Genomic DNA, 24,888 nt, shown 5'->3' with positions numbered 1-24,888 from the left:
GGGAATCCCTTGGATTCATCCCTTTTTCTTATTCCAATGATCGGTGCCAAAGTAGTACAGATACACCAGCTGGTTCACCAGCCGTTTGACCGTTTCCCCGTCTTCATGATCGCGCAGAATCAGACATACACCTTCCACCACGGTTCCGCCCAGCATCTGGGCCGTCTGTTTCTCTTCCAGCGTCAGCTCGCTGGTCTCATCCTTACCAAAGCGGAACATGCTCTCCAGAATCGATACGACCAAGGCGCAAATGCTTGCCTTCACGCCGGCGTATTTGGAACCGGTACTGCGGTTGAGCAAAATCATCAGCTCGGCGCTGGATTCCTCGAACAGATCGAGAATAATGCTCTCGACCATCTGCAGGCAGTCGCTCGCCTCCGTCCCTTTGGCGAAGTTCTGGTCCACTTCCTCCTTAATGACCAGGATGTTGGCGATGCATCGCTCATAGACCGGCCCGACCAGCGCTTCGAACAGCTCCTCCTTATTTTTAAAATAACGGTAGATATTCCCGGTGGTCATGCCGGCGGAGGCGGAAATACGGCGCATGGAGGCATCGGCGTAGTCGTGCTGCTTGAATTCGGCCAGTGCGGCGTTCAAAATACTTTGGCGGACGTCATCCTTGAGAATTTGCATAAATAAACACCCGTTTACTGATAGATTAATGAGTTTATTATAGCGGCTCCATCGCCTGCTGGCAAATGTCGTTTTTCCGGCTTTTCATCCTATGCGGGAAATTGTCGAAACATACGTTCATTTTAGGCGGTTGTGGTCGCTCTACTTAAGTATCGAAGTGCTTTCGGTCCGGCTGCCCTTCCGCCCTTAGTGATGGCCACCTCGATCAGATAAATAGCAGCACCTGCCCGTATTCCTGCCTTACGACTCCGCATCCTCAGCTAGACCGCCCGCTCCTCGATCTCAAAGCCGAGATCCTCGATCATCGCATGGTCCGCAAGCACGTCCTGCCCTTCGGTCGTCAAGTAGTCGCCCACGAACACCGAGTTGGCTGCGTAGAGCGCGAGCGGCTGCAGAGAACGGAGGTTCAGCTCGCGGCCGCCAGCCACGCGGATCTCCTTGGAAGGGCACACGAGGCGGAACAAAGCCAGCACCTTCAACGCCTTGAGCGCAGGCGTACGTCCGGCCTGCTCTAAAGGCGTCCCCGGAATCGCGTTCAAAAAGTTAATCGGGATCGAATCGGCGTCCAGTTCCCGCAAGGCGTAGGCCATGCCGACGATATCCTCGTCGCTTTCGCCCATGCCGATAATGACCCCGGAGCAGGGGGACAAACCGGAGGCTTTGGCCTTCTGCACTGTGTCCACCCGGTCGTCATAGGTGTGCGTTGTGGTAATGCGGCTATAATTCGCTTGGCTCGTGTTGAGGTTGTGGTTATACCGGTGCACCCCTGCCTCAGCCAGTTTCTCGGCCTGCCCGTCCTTTAGCAGCCCAAGGCAGGCACAAATTTTAAGCGGCATCGTCTCCCGGATTTCCTGAACCGCCTCCACCACTTGATCCAGTTCCCTCGGCGTCGGGCCCCGGCCGGAGGCCACGATGCAGTATGTACCCGCTTTACGCGCAAGAGCCTCCCTGGCTCCGGCAAGCACCGTCTCTTTATCCAGCAGGCTGTACTTCTCGATCGGCGCCGTAGATACGATGGATTGGGAGCAGTAGCCGCAGTCCTCGGGACACAGCCCGCTCTTGGCGTTTAAGATCATGTTGAGCTTCACCTTCAGGCCGTAGTAATGCTTTCTTACCGTAAAAGCAGCCTGCATCAGTCCCAGAATCTCATCGTTCGGTGCGTTTAATACGGCCAGTCCCTCTTCCATGGTAAGCCGCTGCCCATTCAGCGCCTTGTCGGCCAATGCCTGCCAGTTCTGCCGTACCGGGCTTCCCAGAACCATGTCCTTCTGCATAGGTTATCATCCCTTCGAGCTGTTATATTTTCGGTATTCGTTAAGTCGTTACATCGGTCTATTTGCTACTCGTTAATTGTCAACCAGAATAGTGTTATGTTGGTTGACAATTAATTTATCGCTATTCTAGCAGATCCATCATCCGCTGTAAATGCGCGAAAAAGGTAATCCACTGTCTCTGATTTTGCATCTCCCCTGCAGGCGACTCTACCGCACCTACCAAAGGCAGCCACTAGACGCTGTTGTTCTTCACCCGGCACCGGTTCTCGAAGGGATGCCTTTCACGAACGACGCAAAAAGGCAGAGAGCTTTAGCTCCCTGCCTTTTCTGACAAACGGATGATCCGAATTACTGCAGCTGATAACAGTAAAATGGTACTAGAACCCCGGAACGGGGGACTCCGCATAAATCTCCTAACGCGTTCCTTATCCGTCTACTTTAATATGGTATTCCTTTTTCAAGTACTGATGAATCCGTTTGAAGTCTTCCTGGTTCAGGTCTTGCAGGCGCTTGCCCTGCTTCAGCTCCCTGCCCAAAATAATGCCGATTGTCTGCGCCGCCAGAGCGGTGTTCGGCATGATGCGCGCGCTGCCGTAGGCCTCGATGGACGCCCCGATATTTTTGCCGGTCACCAGGACGTTGTCATAGCCCTTCAGCTCAAAGGAGCGCAGCGGAATGCCATAGCGGTCCGGCTGACCGAGATGGATGCCCTTCGGCACTGTCCGGGTTCCCTGCAAATCCAGCGCATAGCCGCCGATGCTGACGTTGTCCCAGAACATCCGGCTGTTCATGACGTCCGAGAAGGTCAAAATATAATCCGTTTCGAACCGGTTATAGTCGCGGATATACAAATAATCCGGAAAGCCGTTCAGCTCGGCCCGGTCGAATCCCGGGATGTTCTTTCTCAAAAATTGCAGGATGAACGGCGCCTCTGCCTTTGCTTTATCCAGGGCGGTCTGCACCGACTTCGGATCGGAAGGATTGACGTCGAAGATCAGAAGGGAGTTCATAATGGCTTCGCCGCCCTTCTGGTAAGAGGTGTTCATTCCTCTCAACAGCAGCTGCGGATCGCGCGGCTTGTATTTGAGCGTGATGTTGCTGAACCCGGTGGCAAAATCCCAATCGACATACGTATTTCCGCCGTACTTATCCCGGACGTTGGTCAACGGGTAGTCGTCCAGCACCGCCTGGTGGAGCTTGCTCCAGTTCACATGCTTGAACTTCAGCATCATCGTGGCCGCCATGTAGTCGGGATGGCCGACCTTTGAAATGCGCTCCATCCCGGGAATCCGCTTCGCATTCAGCTTGCCGGTCAGGGCATTAAAGTCCGTATTCTCCACCCAATAGCCCGCCTCTACCGTAACGACGCTGCCTTGAGGATCCCGGTACGTCAAGGATTTCAGCAGCTTTTTGCTGCCGCCGGAGGCCGCAGCCGTTACGGACTTGACCGTGATTCCGCTTTGGACCGGAACTCCCTTGATCAGCCGGTTATAGTACCGGTTAAAATCGGCCGCCTTCCGGATCTTCCCGCTGTTGTAGCCATCAAACAAGGTTTTGATCTCGCCCTGGACCAGGCTCCGCTTCTTGGCGTCATGCGGCTCGTCCAGAAACATCATCTGCCCCTGAATCAGCTCGCCGCCCGGCCTGCTCCGCGGATCGAGAATCAGAACGCTGAGCCCCTGCTTTTGCGCTTCCCGGGCCAGCAGCACCCCCTGTATTTCACTGCCGATGACGACGACGTCGTAATACTTGCTCTGTGTGTGCATGCCCTGCGCTTGCTTGCCCTGCGTTCCCACTGTGCCCCCCGTCCTTACGGGAGCATCCACCTGAGCCGTCGCGGCCTCATGGAACAGGGAAGCCGGCGTCAATGAAATAACCAGCCCTATAAGCAGGAGTGGAACAAGGACGAAATATACGAATTTCCTCTTATTGATCATGAAAAAGCATGCGCCCCTTATCCCTTTGTAATCGTGTCTGGAAAACGTCTAATCATGCGGGTGCCACAGCGTCTTGGTTATCATTAACCCGTGATAGATATTAGAAGGCAACGTCAGAGCAGGCGAACCTTTCCATAAAAGATGCCCCAAAAACGCCCCCCGTATGTTTGCGGTCATTCTCTCAGTCACCCTCCGCCGGCTTTAGGAGACACGGCTTAAGTTTACCGGAGCAGCGCCTCCCAGTCCGAACCCGACAAGTCAACCGGAATGTCCTGAAAGCTTCCCTTCAGCACGTCGGTATCCTTCAGAAGGTTTCCCGTCAAAATGCAGACCGCCGTCTCATCCTTGGTAATCGTCTTCTCTGCGATCAGCTTCTGCAATCCGGCGAGTGTCGCCGCCGATGCCGGCTCGCATCCGATTCCGCTCCGGTCGATCTGCGCCTTGGCGGCGAGAATTTCCGCATCGGTGACGGAGCAGGTTACGCCGCTGCTCATCTTCAGCACGCTTCGCGCTTTTTTCCAGCTCGGCGGGTTGCCGATGTTCAGTGCCGAGGCCAGCGTATCCGGCTGGGGTTCCGGCGTCAGCACCGGGCTTCCCGAAGCCATCATGCGGTGGAAGGGGCTGGCCCCTTCCGCCTGGATCAGTGCGATCCGCGGCACCGACGGGATGAACCCGAGGCTTTTCAAATCAGCCAGCCCTTTGCCAAGTGCAGATACGTTGCTGAGCGCGCCACCGGGAATGATGATCCAGTCCGGCAGACTCCAGCCGAGCGTCTGGGCGATTTCATAAATGATGCTCTTCTGACCCTCGATCCGCAGCGGGTTCACCGAGTTGCAGACGTACAACCCCAACTCCTCGCCCCGCTTCTCCAGGAAGCGGATTCCGTCATCATACGTGCCGTCAAAGCTGAGGACCCGGGCGCCATAAGCCTGAGTCTGCAGCACCTTATTCGCGGATACCTTCCGATTGGGGACGAATACATACGCCCGGCTCCTTCCCATGGCTGCATACATGGCGAGCGATGAGGAGGTATTGCCCGTCGAGGTGCACGCAAATGCGGAGTACCCGAGAGAACGACCATGCGACACGGCCACGGTCATCCCGTTATCTTTGAATGAGCCGCTCGGATTCTCGCTCTGCGCTTTGAAGTACAGCCCGCGGATTCCCAGTGTTTCGCGAATCGGCTCCGGAGCGTACATTCCGGTATTGCCTTCATATTTAGTAACAATATATTCGTCCGGAAGTTCCGGAAAAATTAATTCTTTATACCGCCATACGCCGCTGGCATAGATCCCCATCCGTTCGGACAGGCGCTCCTGAAACCGCCGCTTCAGAAGCTCAGCATCGACCAGCGCCAGGTCCTGCTCCACTTCCAGCAGCCCGCCGCACCCGCATCGAACCTGAATCGGCTCCAGGGAATAACTGCTGCCGCAATCCACGCATTTCAGCCTCATTGACAAATTCCTCCTATTTTGACGTTGTGCTTCCTCAAATGGTTGCACCCGCCTGTAATTTAAGCTTAGAATATGCTCTGTTACGGTATAAATCTAATATATTGTTTTTCATAAAACATAAATTTCAATTATGAATTGACCTGAATCCCTATCCCTATGTAAAGGAGAACTCCCATGAACCTGCACGCGCTTCGCCTCTTTTACCAAGCCGCTTCCCTCGGAAGCGTAACCCTCGCAGCCGAGGCTCTGCATCTCAGCCAGCCCGCCGTGACGGCCCAAATCAAAAAGCTGGAACGCGAAATCGGCCTCCGCCTGCTGATTCCCCAGGGGCGGGGCATCATGTTGACAGAGCCCGGCAGGCATCTTGCTGCCGAAGCCCGGCGGCTGTTCGAGCTGGAAGGCCATATCGAGGAGACCCTGGAGCAGCTGAAAGCGGGCAGCGCCGGCAAGCTTCACCTGGCGGCCACCTATCTTCCGGCCAACTTCCTGCTCCCCAAGTGGATTGCCCGCTACAAACGCGCTTATCCCGGCGTCGGCGTCGAGCTCAGCACCGCCAATTCCAGCCAGGCCGCCGATCTGCTGCTGCATTACCGCGCGGAGATCGCCTTTATCGGCGGCATCCGGCTGGACCATCCGCTTCTGCTGCGCACCCCTTGGTATGAGGACGAAATGTGCTTTATCGTTCATAAGGGGCATCCTCTGGCCGGCGCCCGGGTCACCCTGGAAGAGATGCTGCAGGAGCCGTTCATCTACCGCGAGGAGGGCAGTTTCGGCAGAGAGCAGCTGATCGCACTATGCTCTGCCCGCCATCTGCCCTCCCCGCCGGTCGGGCTGCAGATGAACGGTCTGAACGAAACGCTGCGGGTCGTGATGGAGGGTTACGGCGCGGCCTTTCTGTCGCTGCTGGAGACCCGCGAACATATCGCGGCAGGCGTCATTTCCCGGGTGGAAGTCGACGGCGTGCATATGATGAATCCGGTCTCCATCTACACCCGGAAGGAGGAGGCCTCTCCCCCTGCACAGCGGTTCATCGATATGATTTTGGCCAAGTCATAACTTGTCGAAAAGCGTAGTCTTTTTCAGTACAACTATAGGAAGCTTTGTCGAAGAACGGCTGGTGGTGGCGGTAAAGGCTGGAGGTTAAAGTTAAAGTTAAAGTTAAAGTTAGAAGAGAAGAGAAAAGATGAGATGGGATGGGATGGGATGGGATGGGATGGGATGAGGTGAGATGGGATGGGATGGGATGAGGTGAGATGGGATGGGATGGGATGGGATGGGATGGGATGGGAAAAGAAAAGAAACGATAAGAAAAGAAAAGGCAAACCGCGGGACATAAAGTCCTATTACGGCTTGCCGAAGAGGGTAGATTATGATGATTTGATGGCAGGGGGCTGCGCCGTGCGGTCCCGGATCTGCAGCGCCTCATGAAGCCCGGCCAGTTCATGCTGCAGCACGGGGATGGAGCTGAGCGCCGGGATGTTCGCCGGCTTAGGCGTGAGCTGCCGCTCGGCGGCCTGGGCCATCTGTTCAAAAAACAGGCTGCAGTCCGATGACGCTTCATCCGGTGCGGTATGGCTCTGGGCGTTCCCCGCCGCTGTAATCAGCACGTAACCGATGTGCTGCACCGCATCCAGCGCAGGCCACCAGGAGCTGGCCTGATTCCGCCGGCCCACCGACTCGGCCAGCGCACCGTCATACAGCAGGCGCAGCCGGATAAGCGAAGTTTCCAGCTCGTTCGTCCATGTGGTAACCCTGCTAGAGGGGGAGGAGGACAGGATGCTCTCCAGCAATTTCCCTTCCATCCGGATGACGCCTGCGAGCGCCCGCGGCAGCTTGCTGGAAGAAGCGCGTCTCCAGAGGAGGAGCATGCCGATGATGCCGATGGCGCTCCCGATCAGAATATCGGTCAACCGGGCCGAGATGAAGAAGCTTACCGCCATATCCGGATGGCTGCTCTCTGCAATCAGCAGCGAGCTCGGCGTGATGAAGATGACGGCCAGGGCGTAATTGCGCAAGTAAATCAGTTCGATAATAAATTGAAGAACAGCCATGATCAATGCGATATAAATGCCCTCGGGCCGCAGCGACAGGATAAAGGCGCCGAGAAACAGCCCGACGACGGTGCCCGCCGTCCGCTGGATGGCCCGGTGAGCGGTGCCGAGCACCGTCGTACCGAGCATCACCGCCGTGCAAGAAAGCGGCACCCAGTAGGACCGGTTCAAATCCAGCGAGTAGGCGACCGCAGCAGCGACGGCAATCATGATGCCGTACCGAAGCGAGGTATGGAGCAGCGCCGAGTGCGGATTCAGAGCGCCGGACAAGAGACGGCGCAGGGAAAAAGAGGGAGGAAGGGTCTCTTCCTCCGCCGTCCCGCGGCCTGCATCTTCCCCCAGGCAGATGGCGGCCGCCTCGTTCACCAGCCCGGACAAGCGCCGGACATGCACGTTCGGGATGTCCGCAGCCGCCTTGGGCTGCAGCATCTCCTGCTGCGGATGCTGCAAGCGATCCGCAATCGAGAGAAGGGACGCCGCCGTCCCTTCCGGCACCTTCGCCGCCTGGCGGTCCAGCGAGATTTCGACAGCGGCCATAAACATCTCATTGGCCTTCCGGGTCAATGCCATCAGGCGCAGCGTCGGCCCGTAATTCCGGCGCCAGCGCAGCTCCCCGCCGGACACGGCAGCGTCGGCTGCTCGAAGCTGAACGGCCGCCTGGTATCTTTTCTCCGGGTACAAATCGGTTCCGATCGCATCCACAAAGGCGGCCAGGCTCCGGTAAGCCCCGGCGACCGCCTTGGTCTCCGGCCCATGAGGACGAAGCAGCCAACCGCTCATTCCCACCATCCAGGCAAAGGCTCCGCCGGTCAGCACGAGCAGGGTTCGCAGCGGCAGGGCGTGAAGATCGTACGGCAGACTCGTTCCGACCGAGAAGGTCAGAATGAAGAACATGGCCGACGGTCCGGCCATCTGAAATGCGCCGAAGCCGAATACGGCAAGGGCACCGATCAAGCCAAACAGCAGCACCATCAGCCACGGGGTTGCCGCCGAGAGCGACCCAAGACCAAAGGTAAGCGACAGGCCCAGGGCCACACAGGCCAGCTTGATCGCCCGCTGCCGGTACGTTTCGCTTCCCACGTACAGGAAAGCAAAACCCCCGATTGAGGCGCACAGCCCGTAATCAAGATGTCCGGTCAGCGCGCCAACCAGCGTAGGCACACCTGCTGCAACGGCCGAGCCGATCCCCCGAAACCACTGCAGCGGCATCCGCCGGATGCGGAACGCGTCCCGGACGGTTCCGGGAGCCGGACCCTTGTGAACCGCCCGTACCCCCGGATAAGTATGCATCGTATTCAATTCGCATCAACTCTTTCTCTTAGATTCCATAGTTATTCGCACCCATTCAATGCGGTACGTTCTACCTTTTCATCACTGCTCAGCCTCATATTCATCAACGAACGGACCGCCCGCTCCGATATTCCGGTTGATCCGCTTCAGCATTTCGCTAAACAGGGCCAGCTCCGACTCCGGAATGCCGGCGAGCACCTCTTCCCGGTACAGCCGGTTGATCCGCCCGACCACCTCCCCATGCAGCTTCCTACCCTCTTCCGTGATATAGATCAAGAACGACCGCCGGTCCTCTTCATTTCGGCTGCGGCGCACGAGATGCTTACGTTCCAGGATGTCGAGAATCTTCGTCAGGTTCGCCTGGTCTTTATCGGCAATCCATGCAAGATCCTTCTGCGTAATGCCGTCCTGCTCACTGAGCCGCTTAATGACCGTCCATTGTTCCGGGGTAATATCGTCATCCTTTAAATGTAACGCCATGTACCGGTTCAGCGCGCGGCTGGTTCTGGAAACAAATTGTCCGTACAGATCCTCGTAGTCTCCCTTGTTCACGGCCGGATCGTCCCTTCTCTTGTGCATGTTCTTCTTTTCACTTTACAGCGAAAAATGTTTTTTGTAAATAATATTTGTAAACATATAATTAACATACAAACTATTTGTTTCATCCCATCTTTTCCCCTACATCATGCTCAGTACAGGTGTAAGGGGATACATCCGGTTTTCAAAAAAATGAGCGCCATACGCCAAAAAGCAGCCATTCTACCCGAATGACTGCCATGCTATGTATTTCTATTCTCTTTCCAGTTGGTTCAAAATCAGCCTGGCCGCCCCGATCGCTCCTGCCTGGTTGCCTAGCTGCGCCGGGCGTACATCGATCCCCGGACTTAAGCTGGAGAGACATTCATCAAGCAGCGGCCACCAGATTTCCCGTGAATCGGTCAAACCTCCGCCAATGACAATCACACCGGGGTTGAGGCCGATATGGATATTGTGCAGCAGCACACCTAAATTTCGGACGTATTCGTTGACAACCTTCACAACAGCCGGAAGTCCTCGCTTCAAGTCCTCCAGCACCTCAACCCCTGACGGATAGGATGCGCCTGCAGCCTCAGCCGCAAGGGAAACCAGCGCTGTCCCAGACAGATATTGCTCCACGCAGCCCCGCTGGCCGCAGTTGCATGGCCGGCCCCCGGGTATGAGAATGGTATGTCCCCATTCTCCGCCGTTCCAGCCAGCCCCCCTGAACAGTTCCGTGCCCACCATGTTCGCCCCGCCTACGCCAGTGCCCAAGGTAAGCATGGTCACGTCGGGAATCCCCTTGCCCGCTCCCAGCCAAGCCTCTCCGACGAGGGCCGTGTTGGCGTCGTTATCGACAAAGACCGGCCGCCCGTATGCCTGCTCCAGGATCGCCTTCAGCTCCGTTCCCTGCCAGCCCGGCAAATTGTCGGTCGCATACACAATCCTTCCGGTGTGGACATCGACCCGGCCGGCGGTGCCGATACCGATGCCGGTCACATCCCCGTTTCTTTCCAGCAGCTCACGCAGAAGCGAATGCATGTTGGCCATAATCCGGTCTTTCCCCTGCTTCGCATCGGTCGCGATTTTACCGAGGTCGAGCACCTGTCCGTTCCTATCGAGCACCATGCCCTTGATGGAAGTTCCGCCAATATCCAGGCCAATTGCTTTCATGTATCGCACACCCCTTCGGTTCTGCTCAGATGCCTCCATTATAGCAATAACCAGATATTTTCTCCATAAATAAATTCATAAAAGGAGAAATACTTCACTTCTGCAATCGTACCTGCACCCCATCAACAGTACCGCTTGAAATGGATATTCTCGTATTTCATTCTCAACCGGTCCCGGAGCGCGATCAGTTCGTCTTCAGTCATGGGTTCCAGCTTCTCCCTCGTATAATCCAGCCCATGCTCCTCCGCTATATCCAATATCCCCCGAATATATAGTTCCCGGTAATCTTTCATCCCCGGCCCGCCTCCTTTGAAGTTTATCCCCTACTTCATACACTACCCCTCTGTCCTGTGATCAAACAGCAACCTCTGCCGCCTGCACCTGGTCGCGTATAACTGTATCGCAATTGGATAGAATACCCACGAGGTGTGATTTATGGACATATTTGCAAAAATCAAGCATTTTTTTGTGGCTGGGGAAGAAGAAAAGACGACGGTCAAAGAGCCGGAAAAAAATGAGCCGCCTTCGCTCACGCACACGATCCAGGAGTTCGAGAAATCAATGGATTTCGTTCACCGCACCTACCCGCAGTGCAATGTGGATGTCATTTATTTGGCCTTTCTCGTCGGAAACGACCAGCTTTTCCAGGAAATCATCCGGCCTTTTACCGATGTTGACGAGGAGGAAGCCAAGACCGTCCTTTGCCGCTCCCAGTATGTCGCCGTTGTGGACAGCAAGGAATGCATCGAGGGCATTCTGAACGGAAAAGCAGCCATTTTCTTCCGGGGGAGTACTTATTTAATCGATATCGCCAAACCAGTCGGCCGCAGCGTCGAACAGTCCGAGACCGAAACGGTCATCTCCGGTCCCCATGACGGTTTCGTAGAGAATATTAGCCAGAACCTCGGTGTCCTGCGCCAAAGGGTGAAGAGCTCCCATTTAAAGTTCATTAAGCTGGAGGTCGGGGAAGTCGCCAAAAACGTCGTCGTCGTCGCTTATATTGAAGGGCTAGCCAATCAGGAAATTGTCGACGAGCTGATCAGGCGGATCCAAAGGATTGAATATAACGCCGTTACCGATTCCAATATGCTGATTCAATTCATCGATGAGAATCCCAACTCCATCTTTCCGCAATTTATGACGACCGAGCGTCCGGATGCAATCGTGTCCAAGCTGGTCGCCGGGCGGGTCGCCGGATTTGTGGATGGCAGTCCGTCGGGCTTTACCTGCCCGACCGCCTTCTTCGATTTCTTCTCATCGCCGGACGACTACTACCAGCGATGGCTGATCGGCACCGCACTGCGCTTTTTGCGATTGATCGGCTTCCTGATTACGATTTCCTTTACCGCCTTCTACGTATCTGTCACAACCTACCATTATGAAATGATCCCGCACACGATGCTGCTCAACTTGACGGAGTCCCGGGCCAAGGTCCCGTTTCCCCCGCTGCTCGAAGCGCTGCTTATGGAAACGACGATCGAACTGCTGCGGGAAGCCGGCGCCCGGCTGCCGACGAAGGTCGGACAGACCATCGGCATCGTCGGCGGTATTGTCATCGGTCAGGCTGCAGTTCAGGCCGGGTTTACGAGCAACATCCTGATCATTGCTGTCGCGACATCAGCGATCGCTTCCTTCGTCATCCCGAGTTACATCATGAGTGCATCGATCCGTCTCATCCGGTTCGGGCTGATCATCATGGCCGGTATTCTGGGGAACCTTGGTCTGCTAATGGCCATCGGCATGGTCGTGATCCATTTGGCGGGAGTCACGAACATGGGGACTTCTTATCTCACGCCCCTGGCCCCAATCAACTTTAAGGACATGCTGGACACTTATATCCGGGGGCCATTTTGGGCTTTGCGCAGTCGGCCGACGATAGTGAAAACACCCAACAAAAAAATCAACAAAATGCGGAAATAGCGGCGGTGATGGACTGTGAACGAAAAATTAAGCGCTTTTCATATTGCGACCTTGATCTATATGATCGAGAACAACATCGTCCTGTTCGCCCTGCCGCGGCTGGTAGCGGAGAACATGGGAACCAACGGCTGGGTGGGATACATCTTTCTTGCCTTGGTATCCACCGGCAATATTTTGCTGTATTTGGTCGTCTATCGCATGGGGAAGGGACGGTCCATGTTCGACATTCTGGAGAAATCCCTGTCCAAATGGATTCTCTACCCGGTATATGCAGGATTGGCCGTCTTTTATATCATGATCGCTTCCTTTGTCGGAAAAAACTTCTTTCTGATCTTCCAGATGATTTCGTTCCAGACATCCAATGTAATGTTTATCTTTTTGCTGTTCTGTATTATGGTGTATTTCCTGCTCATCAAACCTGTTTACAACATCAGCAAAGCAGCCACGGTGTTTGCATTTATGACTTGGTGGACCTTATTGCTGACGTCTTACCAGGCGCGCGAGTGGAAGCTGATCCGCCTCACGTCTTATTTTTTTGAGGATCCTGCCGGGGGGCAGGTTCTTCACAATTGGGCCGAGGTGTATACCTCCTTTATTGGCTATGAGCTGTGCATCTTTCTATTCCCTTATGTCAACAAAAAGAGCAAATTGTTCAAGGGGGTTCTGTACGGTCATCTGCTGACTGCACTGGCTCAGGTGATCGTCCTGCTAACGGCGTTTGGCTTTTTCAGCTTCCAGCAGCTTCAGTCCCTGCTGTACCCGATCATCGATATGCTGGATTTTATTGAGATGCCGTTTATTAACCGGGTGGAAAACCTGGTGTTTGTCATTTTCGTATTCGGCAATCTGATATCGACCACGATGTTTTCGTTCGCGTCCCTGTCCATGGTCAAGCGGATCTTTCCCAAGACCCGCCCCAAACGCCTCGAGTTTTTGATCGTGCTCGGGGTATTTATCGTCGGGTTTTATTCCAAGTACTTGTCCCAATCGGAATATCAGCTCCGGCGTGTACTTTTCACGGAGATCGGGATTGCCTTTATCCTGCCTATGCTGCTGATCCTGGTGCTCCTGTTTCAAAAGCTTCGGGAAAGGATGAACAGCCATGAGCATTAACAAGCGCCTGCTGATGACGCTGACTGCCGTTATGCTGCTCACGGGATGCACCGACCAGCATATTATCGAAAGGGCGGGTTTCGTCCGGACGATTGCTTATGACTTATCCGGGGAAGGAGAAAACACCAAATTAAGGGTAACCGTCAGCATCCCGAAGTCCAACCATGAAGATGCGATTGTCTACACCACCATGGCGGAATCAGGAAAGAAGGCCAAAATGATCTTTGACCGGCAGAACAACCGCCGCTTGGTCAACGGACAGCTGCGACAGGTCGTATTCGGCGAGAGGCTGGCAAGAAGAGGCGTTTGGAGCAATATGGACACACTGACCCGGGACCCGTCCATCGGCTCGCGCCTGCATATTATCGTGGCGGAATCCGACCCGCATCACATCCTGATCCGGAACGACTATCCCCAAGGCCCGACCGCCGGGGAATATCTCGACACGCTGATCCGTACCGAAGCTAAGTCCGGTGAAATTCCGGATACCACCTTATATACATTCACAAGAGATTACTATGACGACGGCATTGACCCGGTCGCCACGATCTTAAAGGAAGAGAAGGATTCTCTTTCTGTTGACGGCATCGCCCTGTTCAAAAACGATCAGTATGTCGGGAAAATCGATGCGAATGACCGAATGTTCTTCGCCCTGCTCCATCACGGGGTCCGTGCCGGCGATTTAAACGTCGGCATTCAAACGGATCGGAACGCGGAAGAGCAGGCGACGCTGGAGTACCTTTCCAGCAAGCGGAGGATCAAGGTGCTCTCGACCCGGGACATCCGCGAGGGCAGGCCGATTCAGGTCGCCCTCCGTATCAGGCTGTCGGGCTCGCTGCTGGAGTATATCGGAGCGCTCGACATGAAGAAGCGGACCGATCAGCGAAAGCTGGAGGCGGAGCTGGAAAAAACCATTAACCGGAAGTGCCAGAAGCTGATCGACCTCATGCAGGAGAAAAAATCCGACCCGATGGGTATCGGGCAGTATGTCCGTAATTCGATTCCCCACAGCGTATGGAAGCAGCTGAAGTGGGAAGAGGTATTTTCCAAAGCGGATATCAGCGTGCACGTCGACGTCAAAATCCGGGATTACGGTAAAATGCTGCACTAATGCGGCTGGTTCCGTAGTGCTTTTATCGAATTTATGAGAACGAATCAAAAAAACCGCCCGAACGAAACTGCACCTCCAGTGGAGAATCAATCTACCACTGAGGATGCAGTTTAAACGCTCGGTGCGGTTTTTCCGTCTGTCTGCATGGTCCGGCTGCCTAGTCCTCGTAACTGGCCAATCCCTGGTCCATCAAGAAATCCATTTCCGCCTCCAGAATAGCTTCAACGGTCATCTCGTCCAGCTTGATATCGCGGCGGCTCAGCACATAATCGACCAAATCGTCCATGTCGATCTCCACCTCGCCTTTCACATCAGCCTTGGCGTTGTTAATATAGGCTTCCTCATGCTTCAGGACGAGCGTAATGCTGTCCCGGTCTGCTTGGGTTTCCTCGGCAATATATGAAATCAGCTCTTGTTGTTTGAGCGGCTTGTTCATGGGCGAAATCATCTCCAATCTTTGTTTGACTAGAGCCATTGTACCACAACTTCCTCCGATCTCCATGGGCAACGCCCGGCGCGAAAAACCCTCTTCTCATTTCTGCCCGTTGTTGTAGAATAGAATGGCATCCCTATGGAATCAAGGAAACCATTGGGGAAGTCAAATGATGAATTCAACAGTTCCCTAAATCGGGACTGTTCGGAAAGGAAATGTTGGACGAGAATGAAGCAGGTGTACGACAAAGTGTTTAACCGCTACTGGAGCCCTTATTTGGCCATGGCGCTGGCCGGTATTTTAAGCGCCGTGTATTTTGGTATCACCGGCACGGTCTGGGCCGTTACCGGGGAGTTTACCCGTCTGGGCGGACATCTTCTGGAATGGTGCGGCGTGGATATTTCGGACTGGGCTTACTTTCAGCTGATCCACATGAACGGAACCACGTTCACCCGGACCGACGGATGGATCGTGTGGGGCATGTTCATCGGCGCGCTGATCATGATTCTGCTCAGCAACAGCTTCAAAATCAGGGTGCCGCGGCAGAAACGCCGGCTGCTTCAGGGGCTGGCCGGAGGTTTTGTCGCCGGCTTCGGGGCACGGCTTGCCCTCGGCTGCAATCTGGCCGCATTTTTCACGGGTGTGCCGCAGTTTTCCCTTCACTCCTGGATTTTTATTGCGGCTACCGCAATCGGTACATACCTCGGGACCAAGCTGGTGAATACCTCTTGGTGGAAGGGGAAGCCCACCCTTCTGAAGGGTAATGCCGCCGCGCCTTCCGCGGCCCGCAAGAAGATCCAGCCCTACGTCGGTGCCGTTCTGGCGCTCGCGTATGCGGCTCTGATCGTCTATTTCTATGCGGCAGGCAAAACGATGCTGGGCACGGCCGCTTTGTTCGGGGCCGCCTTCGGCATTCTGATTGAACGGGGACAGATTTGCTTTACGTCCGCATTCCGCGATCTCTGGATCAGCGGACGGGCAGCCATGACGAAGGCGATCTTCGTCGGAATGGCCGTCAGCTCCGTCGCCACGCTGATCATTATTCTGGTAAACGGAATGGATCCGATTACGAAGATCGCCGCGCCGAGCACGCTGATCGGCGGCATCCTGTTCGGCATCGGCATCGTCATGGCCGGCGGCTGCGAAACCGGCATGATGTACCGTCTGATGGAAGGCCAGGTGGTATTCCTGCCTGTATTCATCGGCAACATTGCGGGAGCCACCGCTTTGGCATACGCCTGGGACCACCTCGGCATTTTCAATGCCATCGTGAAGCCAGGCAAACCGATCAACCTTATTACGGCAATGGGTCCGGCCGGTGCGATCATTCTGACGCTGGCTCTGCTGGCGGTCGGCTTTGGTATCGCTGTGTACTGGCAAAAAAACTACCGGTTTGGCATCGGCTTTAAGAAAGGGGAAACAAAACATGTCCATTGATTTTACGCTCGATCTCCGCGGAGAATCCTGCCCGTATCCGATCATTTACACGCTCGAAACGCTGCGTGACTTGAAGAAAGGCCAGCTGCTGCAGGTCATTACCGACTGCCCTTCTTCCTTCCGCAACGTACCGGAGGAAGTCGTGAAACATGGGTATACGCTGGAACAGGATCCCGTCCGGAACGGGCAGGAGTTTTTGTTCTATATCCGCGCGTAAGCCGCGGCATACGTTGAAGACCAAAAAAGGATTAGAGCGATAACCGCTCTAATCCTTTTTTACATAACAGACAAGGAACAGCGCCAAGAGAGACCCCGTCACGCCCGCGATGACCGCAGTAACGCCGGCGGCCTCCGGCCGTTCCCTGACTTGATCATAACGTATGAAATGCATACCAGATCAAGATGTTTTTTTCGTCGCGCCCGTTTTTAGGCTTGCGGATCGCTGACTTTTACTAACATTTTACCGAGATTCGTACCCTGGAACAGCTGCAGGAACGCGTCAATCACATGGTCAAAGCCCTCGACGATCGTTTCTTCGTATTTCAGCTTGCCTTCGGCCAGCCACTGTCCCAGCTGCTGCATGCCCTCAGCTTGGCGGGAGGCATAATCGCTCAGCACAAAACCTTTGATCATTGAGCGGGTCTTGATCAGCTTGGACAAAATTCTCGGGCCGACATCCTCCGTGCTGTTGTAGGACGAGATGGCGCCGCACAGCGGAATTCGCGCATAGTCGTTCAGCAGATTCATGACCGCATCGGATACGCTGCCGCCGACATTGTCAAAATACACGTCTACCCCGTTCGGACATGCCGCTGCCAGCTCTTCTTGGAAATTGTCAGCTTTATAGTTCACCGCCGCATCAAAGCCGAGCTCGCGGATCAGGTACTCGCATTTCTCATCCGTACCGGCGATGCCGACGACGCGAGTGCCCTGGATCTTGGCGATCTGGCCCACGAACATGCCGACGGAACCGGCGGCTCCCGAGACGACGACGGTTTCCCCTGCCTTCGGCTTGCCGATATCCAGCAGACCGAAATAGGCCGTCAATCCGGTCAGGCCCAGCACGCTCAAGTAAGCGGACAACGGCGCGATGGACGGATCGAGCTTGCGGACGCTGCCGGCATCGACCGTGTTATACAGCCGCCAGCCCAGCATGCCGATTACCTTGTCCCCTGGCTGCAGGGCATCGGACTTCGATTCCACCACTTCGCCGACGATCCCGCCGGAAATGACCTCATTCAGCTTGAACGGCTCCACATACGACTTCGCGTCGCTCATTCTTCCCCGCATATACGGGTCAACCGACAGATACAGTGTGCGGATGACGGCTTGTCCTTCCTGCGGCTCTTGGACGCTCCCTTCGCGGAACTCAAAGTTTTCGGGTCCCGGCATGCCCACCGGGCGCGATTGTAACAGAATCGAACGGTTCATCAATGGTTGTACCATACAATATTCACATCTCCATCATCTAGAATTGGGATCAAAAGGCGATGACTACACGGCCTCAAAACCACCTCGTATTAATCGGATAGTTGTAAAACTTTCAAATTACAGAGAATAAAGAGAGGTTTCCCGCCCAATCATAGACTGTCCAGGAAACCCGGTAAAAATGCGTTAAACGTATCCTCTCTAAGCTGCCCGTATTTATTCTGGCCCCTCCGGTAAATGTGGATCAAATCGGCCTCATACAAAATCTTGAGATGATAAGACACGTTGGACTTGTCCATCCCAAGCGATTCGCCGACCTCACCGCATGTTTTGTGTTCCGGATGCCGAACCAGATACCGGATCATTTCGATCCGTTTCACTTCCGACAGCGCCTTGAAAATTTTGGCCCGCTTCTCATCGTCTTTTGACGTTAGTTTGATAGTCATGGAACTATCCTACTCCTTTGCCTTCGGCAGAGTCAAGCAGCCAAATTGTTACATCCCCTATTCTGCTGCCTGCTCTTTCTCGGTCGTAACAATGACCCCATCGATATTATCCCCGGAAATTTCATAGTTTGCAGAAGCCGGCTTATCAATTTTTCCCATATCGGCCGACGGGTAATAAGCGATTTCGTAGGTCTTGCCCTCCACCGTCTCCGTGATCTTCCCCTGCTGCTTTAGATAGTCCAGATATTCTTCCAGCGCCATATTCTTCTCATACATCACGGCGCTGTGCGGCAGACCGACATACCGGAAGTGCCACGGTTCATATTGGATGCCGGTAATGCTGATTTTGTCTTCGGGATAACGCAAAATAAAGCCGTACTTCCAGGCGTTCTCCTTCAGCCATTTGCCTTCCGGCGCCTTATCCATCTCCTTCAGACTGGAACCGATATCCATGGAGAGCCCCAAATTATGCTCGCTGGCACCGGCCGGCAGGGCGTACTCGGAGCCTTTTTCCTTATACAGCTCCTCCTGCTTGTCAAAATCGCGGTAGCCGCTGCTGATGAGAAAATGATCCACGCCGTCCTTCCTGGCCGCGTCCACCATGGTCATAAAATGGCGTGCCAAATCCTCGGACAGCATAATATGCGCGTCCAGCAGGCTGTATCCTTCCATCAGGTCTTTATGATCAAACAGATTGACAACATCTTTCTTTACCGCATCCCCGGAAACGGGATGATCCTTGTTGACCAGCAGCAGGTTGCCCAGATGCACCTGATTCGAGTTGACGTCCAAATACGGACTCTCTTCCTTGGAAGGGGATCCTTCTTCCGGCTTCGCCGAAGCTCCGCCCTGCTTGGCGGCTTCCTGTTCCGTTTCTGTCTTCACATGCTTTGTGCCCGAGCCGCCGATCTGATGCTGTACGCTTCTAAAGCCCACCAGCACCAGGATGACGATGACTGCGAGCATGAAAAACCACTTTCTCATTTCATCGTGTCCTCCTTCAATGCCTGTGTAATATAATAGAGGATCGCTTGGGAAATGAATAGGGGAAATTATGACTATTTCGCGGATTCGCCAACAATGTAAGGTGCCAGGGGCGTCCGGGAGACCGCCTTGACGATCGCCCAGGACAGCAGGATAGACAGCGCTCCGCCGGCCCATACAAGCAAATGATAAGAGAACGGTCCGGTCTGCTGCACATATTCCCGCCACAGGAGCAGGAAGAATGGATGCAGCAGGTAAATGCCGTAAGAACACGTCCCGAGCGAAAACAGCGTCTTGTACAGCGGGCTTCCTTGACGGAATTTCCGCGCCAGCTGCAGCAGGAATAAGCAGGCCAGTGAGAAATATAGACCTTCGGACAGCTTGTTCATGTACGATAGATAAGGCTGGGGAACCCAGTGCGGAGCGGCGGTCTGCAGCCATTTCTGCCCAATATACAAGGCTGCAGCCGCTATAAACGCTGCCGCCATCCAGACCGCGCCTGAGCCAAACGCTTGTCGGACGCCCTTCTCCCTCATCTTTTTGGCAGCATAAGCCCCCAGGTATAAATACAGCATATACGATCCGATAAACGTACCGATTTCGTCCATATGCCATACATAATAGTTCAGCAAATAGACGGCCAGCTGGACGGCGATCCCGAAGACGAGCGGATGCCGTTTCAGCACCGGAATTTTCTGCAGCAGCATAAACAGCGGAAACAGCAGGTAGAACTGCGCGATAATGATCATGAAGTACAAATGCTCGTAATTGTTCCCCAGCGGCAGGTTGCTCCAGAATCGATGCCAGCCCTGCTCCAGCGAGAGCCCGTGAGCGTACGTGTAATAGGCCGCATAAAAAAAGGACCAGAACAGATACGGAACCACGACTTTTTTGATCCGCTTTTTATAAAAAGAAAGCCAGCTCAGCTGCCTCCCGTCGTAATGATAGAACAGCAGGAGCGCGCTCAGGAACAGAAATCCCGGAACGGCGAAATTACAGCCGACGTTTACGATATAGTACAGCGGGTATAACGTTGAACCGGTCGTTAGCTTCGTGACCGAAAACGAAGTTGTATGAATGGCAACCACCGCGATGATCAGTATGCCTCTCAGCAGCTCCAGATAGGTTATCCTCTCTCTTTTTCCCACAATGTCCACCCCAGATGTCAGGATTCAGCCTTATAGAGGTCATTACCCATATGGTAGGGGCGGTTACCAAGGTATTTTCTAGGGGGCGAAAAGCAAAAGGCCCGCGGGATGACTCCCGGGGCCTTAAACTGCTGCGTTAACCCACTGTTCTACAGATGCTGAAGCTTATCGGGGTTTCTGACGACAAACAGATCACGAATCCGGTCTCCTTCGACATGGAGAAGCATGGCGCCTTCGACCCCCTCCTGAGACCGGAACACAATCCCAGGCTGGCCGTTCAGTGAGACATGCTCAATCTGGATGTCTCCGTCAGCGGCCGAAAATTTGCGATACACGCCCAGCGCAAAGCGGGCGACGAAGATCGGCGACACGATCGGATGAACCGCCGCGGACGCCTTGCCGCCCCCGTCGGAGGTGATGACGACGTCCTTCGAGAGCAGAGACAGCACGGAATCCATGCTGCCCTGCTCCAGAGCCGACAGAAACCGGTGGACCCACTCTTCGTCCGCAGCTTCCGGCTGAATCGGCATCTCAGGATCGAACCCCATTTTGGCACGGGCCCGGCTGAACAGCTTGCGGCAGTATACCTCCGTTTTCTCGACGAGTTCCGCAATGTCCGGATATTCAAAGCCCAGCGCCTCCCGAAGGATAAAGACGGCGCGCTCCAGCGGGGACAGCCGCTCCAGCAGCACCAGCATCGCATAGGACAGCAGCTCCCCGCGAACCACGGTTTCGGCGGTATCCTCCGCCGACGTCTCGATCGGCTCGGGCAGCCATGGCCCGAAGTACTGCTCCCGCTGCCTCTGGGTGGATTTCAGCATATCCAGGCAGCGGTTCGAAACCATTTTGCACAGGTAGGATTTCGGTTCTTTCAGCTGTGCCAGGTCCCGGTCCGCCAGCTTCACGAAAACGTCCTGCACCGCATCCTCCGCATCGGACACGGAGCCCATCATTTGATAAGCGATCGAAAACAGCAGCGGACGGTAATTCTCATACAGTTCCCTCATGGATTGCTCACCTTTCCTATCCTACTGGCATGGCGTTGCTCACTTGAGCAGACTCGCATGATCCCAGGTGAATTTCCGAATATTCCAGCCGAGTCTCCCTTGTATGATCATATCGAGTCCCCACTGCCGGGTCCAGACCATTCCTTTGGCCGGACCAAGGCCGAAGCAGAAAACATCCATGTACCCTTTATGGACAGGTGCAGGACGGCCCTCGACATCCGCCGCTACGACCTGGCCGAGCCTGGCTGCCTGAGCGCCGGCTTCCTTGCAGGTCATACTGTCTGCCCGGCCCGTCTCCGGATCGACGATCTGCGCGCAATCTCCAATACTGTAGACGCCGGGTTTGCCCTCCACCCGATAGCTCGCATCGACAACTACTTTTCCTTCCGCAGTAACCGGAAAGCCCATGCTTGAAAGCCTTGGATTCGGCACGATGCCAAGCGTCCATACGCACAGCCCTGCGGAAATTTCGCTTCCGTCCGAAAGGTCGATCACCCCGCCGCGTTCCCGGATGACCTTGCGTCCGTGCAGTGTAGTGACCCCCTCATCGGCTAGCAGCCGCTCCAGCTTGCGGGACACCTTCGCCGGACCCTGTGCAAACAGCCGCTCCTCGGCATTCACCAGATACACCCGGATGTCCGCGGGATTGAGGCCCAGGCCCTCAGCATCTGCCCGGATGGCATGAGCCAGCTCGGCCGAGGTTTCAATGCCGCTGATGCCTCCTCCGGCCACGGTAAACGTCAGCAGCTTGGCGCGTTCCTCCGCACCGGCGCCGGCCGCTTCACGGAGATTCTGCTTCCACATCCGGCGGATCTGTTCAGCCGCTTCCGGCGAGGTCAGCGCGATACCGCCCTGATCCGGCTGTGGGCGCCGGACCATGCTCCCCGCCGCCATCACCAGGATGTCATATCCAAGGCGTGCGTCCCCGCCCTCACTGCGGCTGTAGATCAGCTGCCTGGCGTCAAAATCCACGCGTGTGACCTCCCCCTGAACGAGTTCTACGCCTTCCCCTTCCGGGAACAATCGTCTCAAGGGGATGGCAATATCCTCCTGCAGTGCCGCCGGCTTGAACAGCAGCACCTTGCGAAGGTGATAAGGATCCTTGTTGATCAGGATGAGCCTGAGTTCCCGGCCAGCCCCATTAAGCGATTTTTGCAAAGCTTTGACCGCATTGATTCCGGCGTAGCCGCCGCCGACCACGACGCATGTTAACTTTTCCATAACGTCCACTCCCCGCTTTGGTTTTGCATATATCACGAGAAAGGGGAAGCATTTGTGACACTGAAAGCAGAAGAAAATGAAAAAAGCGGCACAGACCAAAAAAACCTCCCGGCTTCGGGAGGTCTCCTCGGCTTCTATGATCCGGCTTCCTGTAATCTATGACTGGGCACCGGGATTCATTCCGCAAGACGCCTCGTCTATAGCATTCACGCATTCCGCCTGTCCCGCTGCCCCTGCGCTTCCTGGCTTCGAGCGCTCAAGCATCACGCTGCCCGCGGCTAAGGCGATGCCAATGGCCACAATCACGGCCGAAGCCAGCGGCAGTCCGGACAGCCCCAGCCTGCTCTCAGCCACATACCCGCCGATAAAGGCGCCAAGCGCATTGCCGAGATTAAAGGCAGAGATGTTCAGGGTGGAGGCCAAATCCTGCGCCGAGCCGGACCGCCGCAGCACCTGGACGTTCAGCGGAGTGACCATCGCGTAAGCGGCCGCTCCCCACACAAACACTGTAATGAGCGCGGGAACGACCGAAGTGCTCGTGAAATAAAAGGCGATCATCACTGCCAACAGCAGCCCCATACTGCCCAAGAGAGACGCATGGAGATGCCGGTCGGCCAGCTTGCCTCCAGCGGCATTCCCGATCACCGACGCCAGCCCAAACAGCAGCAGCACAATTGAAATGCGCTCTTCCGGCAGCCCAGTGATCTCCTGAAGGATCGGAGAGATATACGTAAAGGCCAAAAAGACGCCGCCAAATCCGAATACTGTCGTAAACAGGGCCAGTACCGGGCCCGTATGCGCGACCTGCCCGAGCTGCCGGCGGATCTGAGGGCGTGTCACCTGCGGCATGTCTGGAATCTTCCACAGGATGCCCGCTCCGACGAGCAGCGTAATGATGGCCAGCATCCAAAACGGAAAGCGCCAGCCGAACTGCTGTCCGAGCAGCGTGCCCAGCGGCCCGCCGATGACCGTCGCAATCGTCAGCCCCGACCCGGCCAGAGATATGGCCGCGCCTTCCCGTCCCGGAGCCGCCAGCTGGCCTGCCATGACGACGGCGGCACCGAAGAAGGCCCCCTGGGCCACGGCGCTGACGACGCGGGAGGCGATCAGCAGTCCGAAGGAAGGCGCGACAGCGCTGAGCAGGCTCCCTGCCCCGAACAGAGCCAGCATGTATAGGAGCAGGCGTTTGCGGGGGGCCCGGACTGTGGCGACCGTCAGCAGCGGTCCTCCCGCGACAACCCCGAGCGCATAGGCGGTGACGAGCCAGCCTGCCGTCTGAACGGTGACCTGGTACTGCCGCCCGATGTCCGGCAGCAGACCCATCGGGAGCAGTTCTGACGTACTGATCACAAAAATGCCCACCGCCAGCAGGAGGACCTGAAGGATACCGGACGGAACCCGTCTTCTTTCCCTCATGCCCGTCCCCCCTCTGCCCCGGGAGCTCCGCCCGGTCTGTCCACGATCGGCATCTGCAGCTCGGACAACACCGGGCTGGCCGGCTGGTCCGGCAGTTCCCAGTAAATCTCCCGGCTCGGTTCCTGCTCCGAAATGCCGTATCCCTGTTCCTCAAGCCAACCGGCCAGCTTGGCCGTGACCTCATAGGAACCCGCTAGGCCTGCGGAATGGGCTATACAAGCAAGCTGGGCGCCTTTCAGCTCCCTAACCCGGATCCGGCCTTGGTCCGGGAGGGGGCCCGCAACCGGAACGCCTACCTCCAGGTCCACGGCGTCTTCGCATTCGGCGCAGCTGTGCCACAGAACGATCACCCTCTGGTCCAGAGTGCCCTTGTACAGCGTCTTGACGGCCTGGCGCAGCTCCCGAATCAGCCCCGGAACCTTCGATTTGGAGGTGACTTCTCGAATGGAGGCGATCCATTCAGGGCCGGTCTGCCTTACGACGACATCCAGGGGCGGCTCTCCATCCTCACTCCGGTCCAGCTCATCCAGCCTGGCTTCGATCCGGTTCAGTCGGGCCTGCTCCTCCCTCAGCATCTCGGCAATTTCGGCCGATTTATGAAGAAGCATCACCCGCATCTGTTCCGTGCCCAGGGCTCCGTCCAGCAGCGGAATCATTTGCTCCAAGGTGAACCCCAGGTCCTTAAACACCAGAATCCGGTGAACCCGCTTCAGCTGGTCTGCCGTATAGAATCGGTATCCCGTATCCGGATCGGTATAAGACGGCTTCAACAGCCCGATCTGGTCGTAATAGCGAAGCGCTTTGGCCGATACCTGGCTAATTTTCGAAAATTCCGTAATTTTGAACATTTCCCAGCCTCCTCTCCGCTCCAGTATAAAGCTTTCCCTTAAGTGGAA

At 55.6% G+C, this 24,888-nt stretch carries 23 protein-coding genes; 6 read left to right on the top strand and 17 right to left on the bottom strand.

All coding sequences use genetic code 11. The features are described from left to right. Positions 1 to 15 precede the first annotated feature (15 nt). The 4 genes from GCU45_RS18060 to thrC all read right to left on the bottom strand — a co-directional run bounded on the left by GCU45_RS18060 (position 16) and on the right by thrC (position 5,298). The gene (locus GCU45_RS18060) at positions 16 to 633 is read right to left on the bottom strand and encodes a TetR/AcrR family transcriptional regulator (protein ID WP_105445497.1); all 618 of its coding nucleotides are present in this window, start codon (positions 631 to 633) and stop codon (positions 16 to 18) included. A gap of 260 nt (positions 634 to 893) precedes the next feature. Beyond that, positions 894 to 1,907: a biotin synthase BioB gene (gene bioB, locus GCU45_RS18055; RefSeq protein ID WP_244364145.1), complete on the bottom strand. Its 1,014-nt coding sequence runs from the start codon at positions 1,905 to 1,907 to the stop codon at positions 894 to 896. Positions 1,908 to 2,332: 425 nt separating this feature from the next. Next, on the bottom strand, positions 2,333 to 3,844 hold the full coding sequence (locus GCU45_RS18050; protein ID WP_244364143.1) for an FAD-dependent oxidoreductase: 1,512 nt from the start codon (positions 3,842 to 3,844) through the stop codon (positions 2,333 to 2,335). Between the two features lie 221 nt (positions 3,845 to 4,065). After that, positions 4,066 to 5,298 (bottom strand): threonine synthase, encoded by a 1,233-nt coding sequence (thrC, locus tag GCU45_RS18045; protein ID WP_152399864.1) that lies wholly within the window; start codon positions 5,296 to 5,298, stop codon positions 4,066 to 4,068. Between the two features lie 174 nt (positions 5,299 to 5,472). Between thrC and GCU45_RS18040 the strand changes: the two genes are divergently transcribed. Beyond that, on the top strand, positions 5,473 to 6,354 hold the full coding sequence (locus GCU45_RS18040; protein WP_152399863.1) for a LysR family transcriptional regulator: 882 nt from the start codon (positions 5,473 to 5,475) through the stop codon (positions 6,352 to 6,354). Positions 6,355 to 6,665: 311 nt separating this feature from the next. Here GCU45_RS18040 and GCU45_RS18035 read toward each other — a convergent pair whose 3' ends face one another. From GCU45_RS18035 to GCU45_RS33820, 4 genes are all read right to left on the bottom strand, one after another. Then, on the bottom strand, positions 6,666 to 8,639 hold the full coding sequence (locus tag GCU45_RS18035) for an FUSC family protein (RefSeq protein ID WP_244364635.1): 1,974 nt from the start codon (positions 8,637 to 8,639) through the stop codon (positions 6,666 to 6,668). 81 nt (positions 8,640 to 8,720) lie between these two features. Beyond that, a complete protein-coding gene (locus tag GCU45_RS18030) occupies positions 8,721 to 9,218 on the bottom strand; it encodes a MarR family winged helix-turn-helix transcriptional regulator (protein ID WP_152399861.1) in 498 nt (165 codons plus the stop codon). 210 nt (positions 9,219 to 9,428) lie between these two features. Continuing rightward, positions 9,429 to 10,328, bottom strand: a complete 900-nt coding sequence (locus GCU45_RS18025; RefSeq protein WP_167527158.1) for an ROK family protein — start codon at positions 10,326 to 10,328, stop codon at positions 9,429 to 9,431. 122 nt (positions 10,329 to 10,450) lie between these two features. Next, positions 10,451 to 10,621, bottom strand: a complete 171-nt coding sequence (locus GCU45_RS33820; protein WP_163882017.1) for a hypothetical protein — start codon at positions 10,619 to 10,621, stop codon at positions 10,451 to 10,453. Positions 10,622 to 10,763: 142 nt separating this feature from the next. Here GCU45_RS33820 and GCU45_RS18020 point away from each other — a divergent pair, with 142 nt between their 5' ends. Genes GCU45_RS18020 through GCU45_RS18010 form a run of 3 tightly spaced genes read left to right on the top strand, consistent with a single transcriptional unit; the run spans position 10,764 to position 14,472 of the window. Further along, positions 10,764 to 12,248: a spore germination protein gene (locus GCU45_RS18020; protein WP_152399859.1), complete on the top strand. Its 1,485-nt coding sequence runs from the start codon at positions 10,764 to 10,766 to the stop codon at positions 12,246 to 12,248. Between the two features lie 15 nt (positions 12,249 to 12,263). Beyond that, a complete protein-coding gene (locus GCU45_RS18015) occupies positions 12,264 to 13,361 on the top strand; it encodes a GerAB/ArcD/ProY family transporter (protein WP_152399858.1) in 1,098 nt (365 codons plus the stop codon). Beyond that, positions 13,351 to 14,472, top strand: a complete 1,122-nt coding sequence (locus GCU45_RS18010) for a Ger(x)C family spore germination protein (RefSeq protein ID WP_152399857.1) — start codon at positions 13,351 to 13,353, stop codon at positions 14,470 to 14,472. Before GCU45_RS18015 ends, GCU45_RS18010 begins: the two co-directional genes overlap by 11 nt. 157 nt (positions 14,473 to 14,629) lie before the next feature. On the opposite strand, the gene GCU45_RS18005 is transcribed toward GCU45_RS18010, so the two are convergent. Further along, complete coding sequence (locus GCU45_RS18005) at positions 14,630 to 14,947, bottom strand: hypothetical protein (RefSeq protein WP_373309622.1); 318 nt, start codon at positions 14,945 to 14,947, stop codon at positions 14,630 to 14,632. Between the two features lie 186 nt (positions 14,948 to 15,133). Here GCU45_RS18005 and yedE point away from each other — a divergent pair, with 186 nt between their 5' ends. Further along, positions 15,134 to 16,342 carry a selenium metabolism membrane protein YedE/FdhT gene (yedE, locus tag GCU45_RS18000; protein WP_145948100.1) on the top strand — a complete coding sequence of 403 codons (1,209 nt, stop codon included), beginning with the start codon at positions 15,134 to 15,136 and terminating at the stop codon, positions 16,340 to 16,342. Next, positions 16,332 to 16,559, top strand: a complete 228-nt coding sequence (yedF, locus tag GCU45_RS17995) for a sulfurtransferase-like selenium metabolism protein YedF (RefSeq protein WP_152399856.1) — start codon at positions 16,332 to 16,334, stop codon at positions 16,557 to 16,559. Before yedE ends, yedF begins: the two co-directional genes overlap by 11 nt. A 209-nt stretch (positions 16,560 to 16,768) precedes the next feature. Here yedF and GCU45_RS17990 read toward each other — a convergent pair whose 3' ends face one another. The 8 genes from GCU45_RS17990 to GCU45_RS17955 form a co-directional block, all read right to left on the bottom strand. After that, a complete protein-coding gene (locus GCU45_RS17990) occupies positions 16,769 to 17,788 on the bottom strand; it encodes an NADP-dependent oxidoreductase (protein ID WP_244364142.1) in 1,020 nt (339 codons plus the stop codon). A 134-nt stretch (positions 17,789 to 17,922) separates the two neighbouring features. Then, positions 17,923 to 18,216 (bottom strand): ArsR/SmtB family transcription factor, encoded by a 294-nt coding sequence (locus GCU45_RS17985; protein ID WP_076172099.1) that lies wholly within the window; start codon positions 18,214 to 18,216, stop codon positions 17,923 to 17,925. 57 nt (positions 18,217 to 18,273) lie between these two features. After that, on the bottom strand, positions 18,274 to 19,200 hold the full coding sequence (locus tag GCU45_RS17980; RefSeq protein ID WP_152399855.1) for a M15 family metallopeptidase: 927 nt from the start codon (positions 19,198 to 19,200) through the stop codon (positions 18,274 to 18,276). Between the two features lie 74 nt (positions 19,201 to 19,274). Beyond that, positions 19,275 to 20,348, bottom strand: a complete 1,074-nt coding sequence (locus tag GCU45_RS17975) for an acyltransferase (RefSeq protein ID WP_167527157.1) — start codon at positions 20,346 to 20,348, stop codon at positions 19,275 to 19,277. A 149-nt stretch (positions 20,349 to 20,497) separates the two neighbouring features. Continuing rightward, positions 20,498 to 21,355 (bottom strand): RNA polymerase sigma factor SigJ, encoded by an 858-nt coding sequence (sigJ, locus tag GCU45_RS17970; RefSeq protein ID WP_089549599.1) that lies wholly within the window; start codon positions 21,353 to 21,355, stop codon positions 20,498 to 20,500. A gap of 39 nt (positions 21,356 to 21,394) precedes the next feature. Further along, entirely contained in the window at positions 21,395 to 22,576 is a 1,182-nt protein-coding gene (locus tag GCU45_RS17965; RefSeq protein ID WP_152399853.1) for an NAD(P)/FAD-dependent oxidoreductase, read from the bottom strand. A 156-nt stretch (positions 22,577 to 22,732) separates the two neighbouring features. Beyond that, the gene (locus GCU45_RS17960) at positions 22,733 to 23,992 is read right to left on the bottom strand and encodes an MFS transporter (RefSeq protein WP_152399852.1); all 1,260 of its coding nucleotides are present in this window, start codon (positions 23,990 to 23,992) and stop codon (positions 22,733 to 22,735) included. Then, positions 23,989 to 24,840: a MerR family transcriptional regulator gene (locus GCU45_RS17955; protein WP_152399851.1), complete on the bottom strand. Its 852-nt coding sequence runs from the start codon at positions 24,838 to 24,840 to the stop codon at positions 23,989 to 23,991. The genes GCU45_RS17960 and GCU45_RS17955 overlap by 4 nt, the downstream gene beginning before the upstream one ends. Positions 24,841 to 24,888: the final 48 nt, after the last annotated feature.

Origin of the sequence: Paenibacillus cellulositrophicus (assembly GCF_009363095.1) — a bacterium.
Lineage (GTDB): Bacteria > Bacillota > Bacilli > Paenibacillales > Paenibacillaceae > Paenibacillus_AQ > Paenibacillus_AQ favisporus.
Note: the sequence above shows the minus strand (reverse complement) of the source record. Positions and strands in the feature narration are given on the sequence as shown.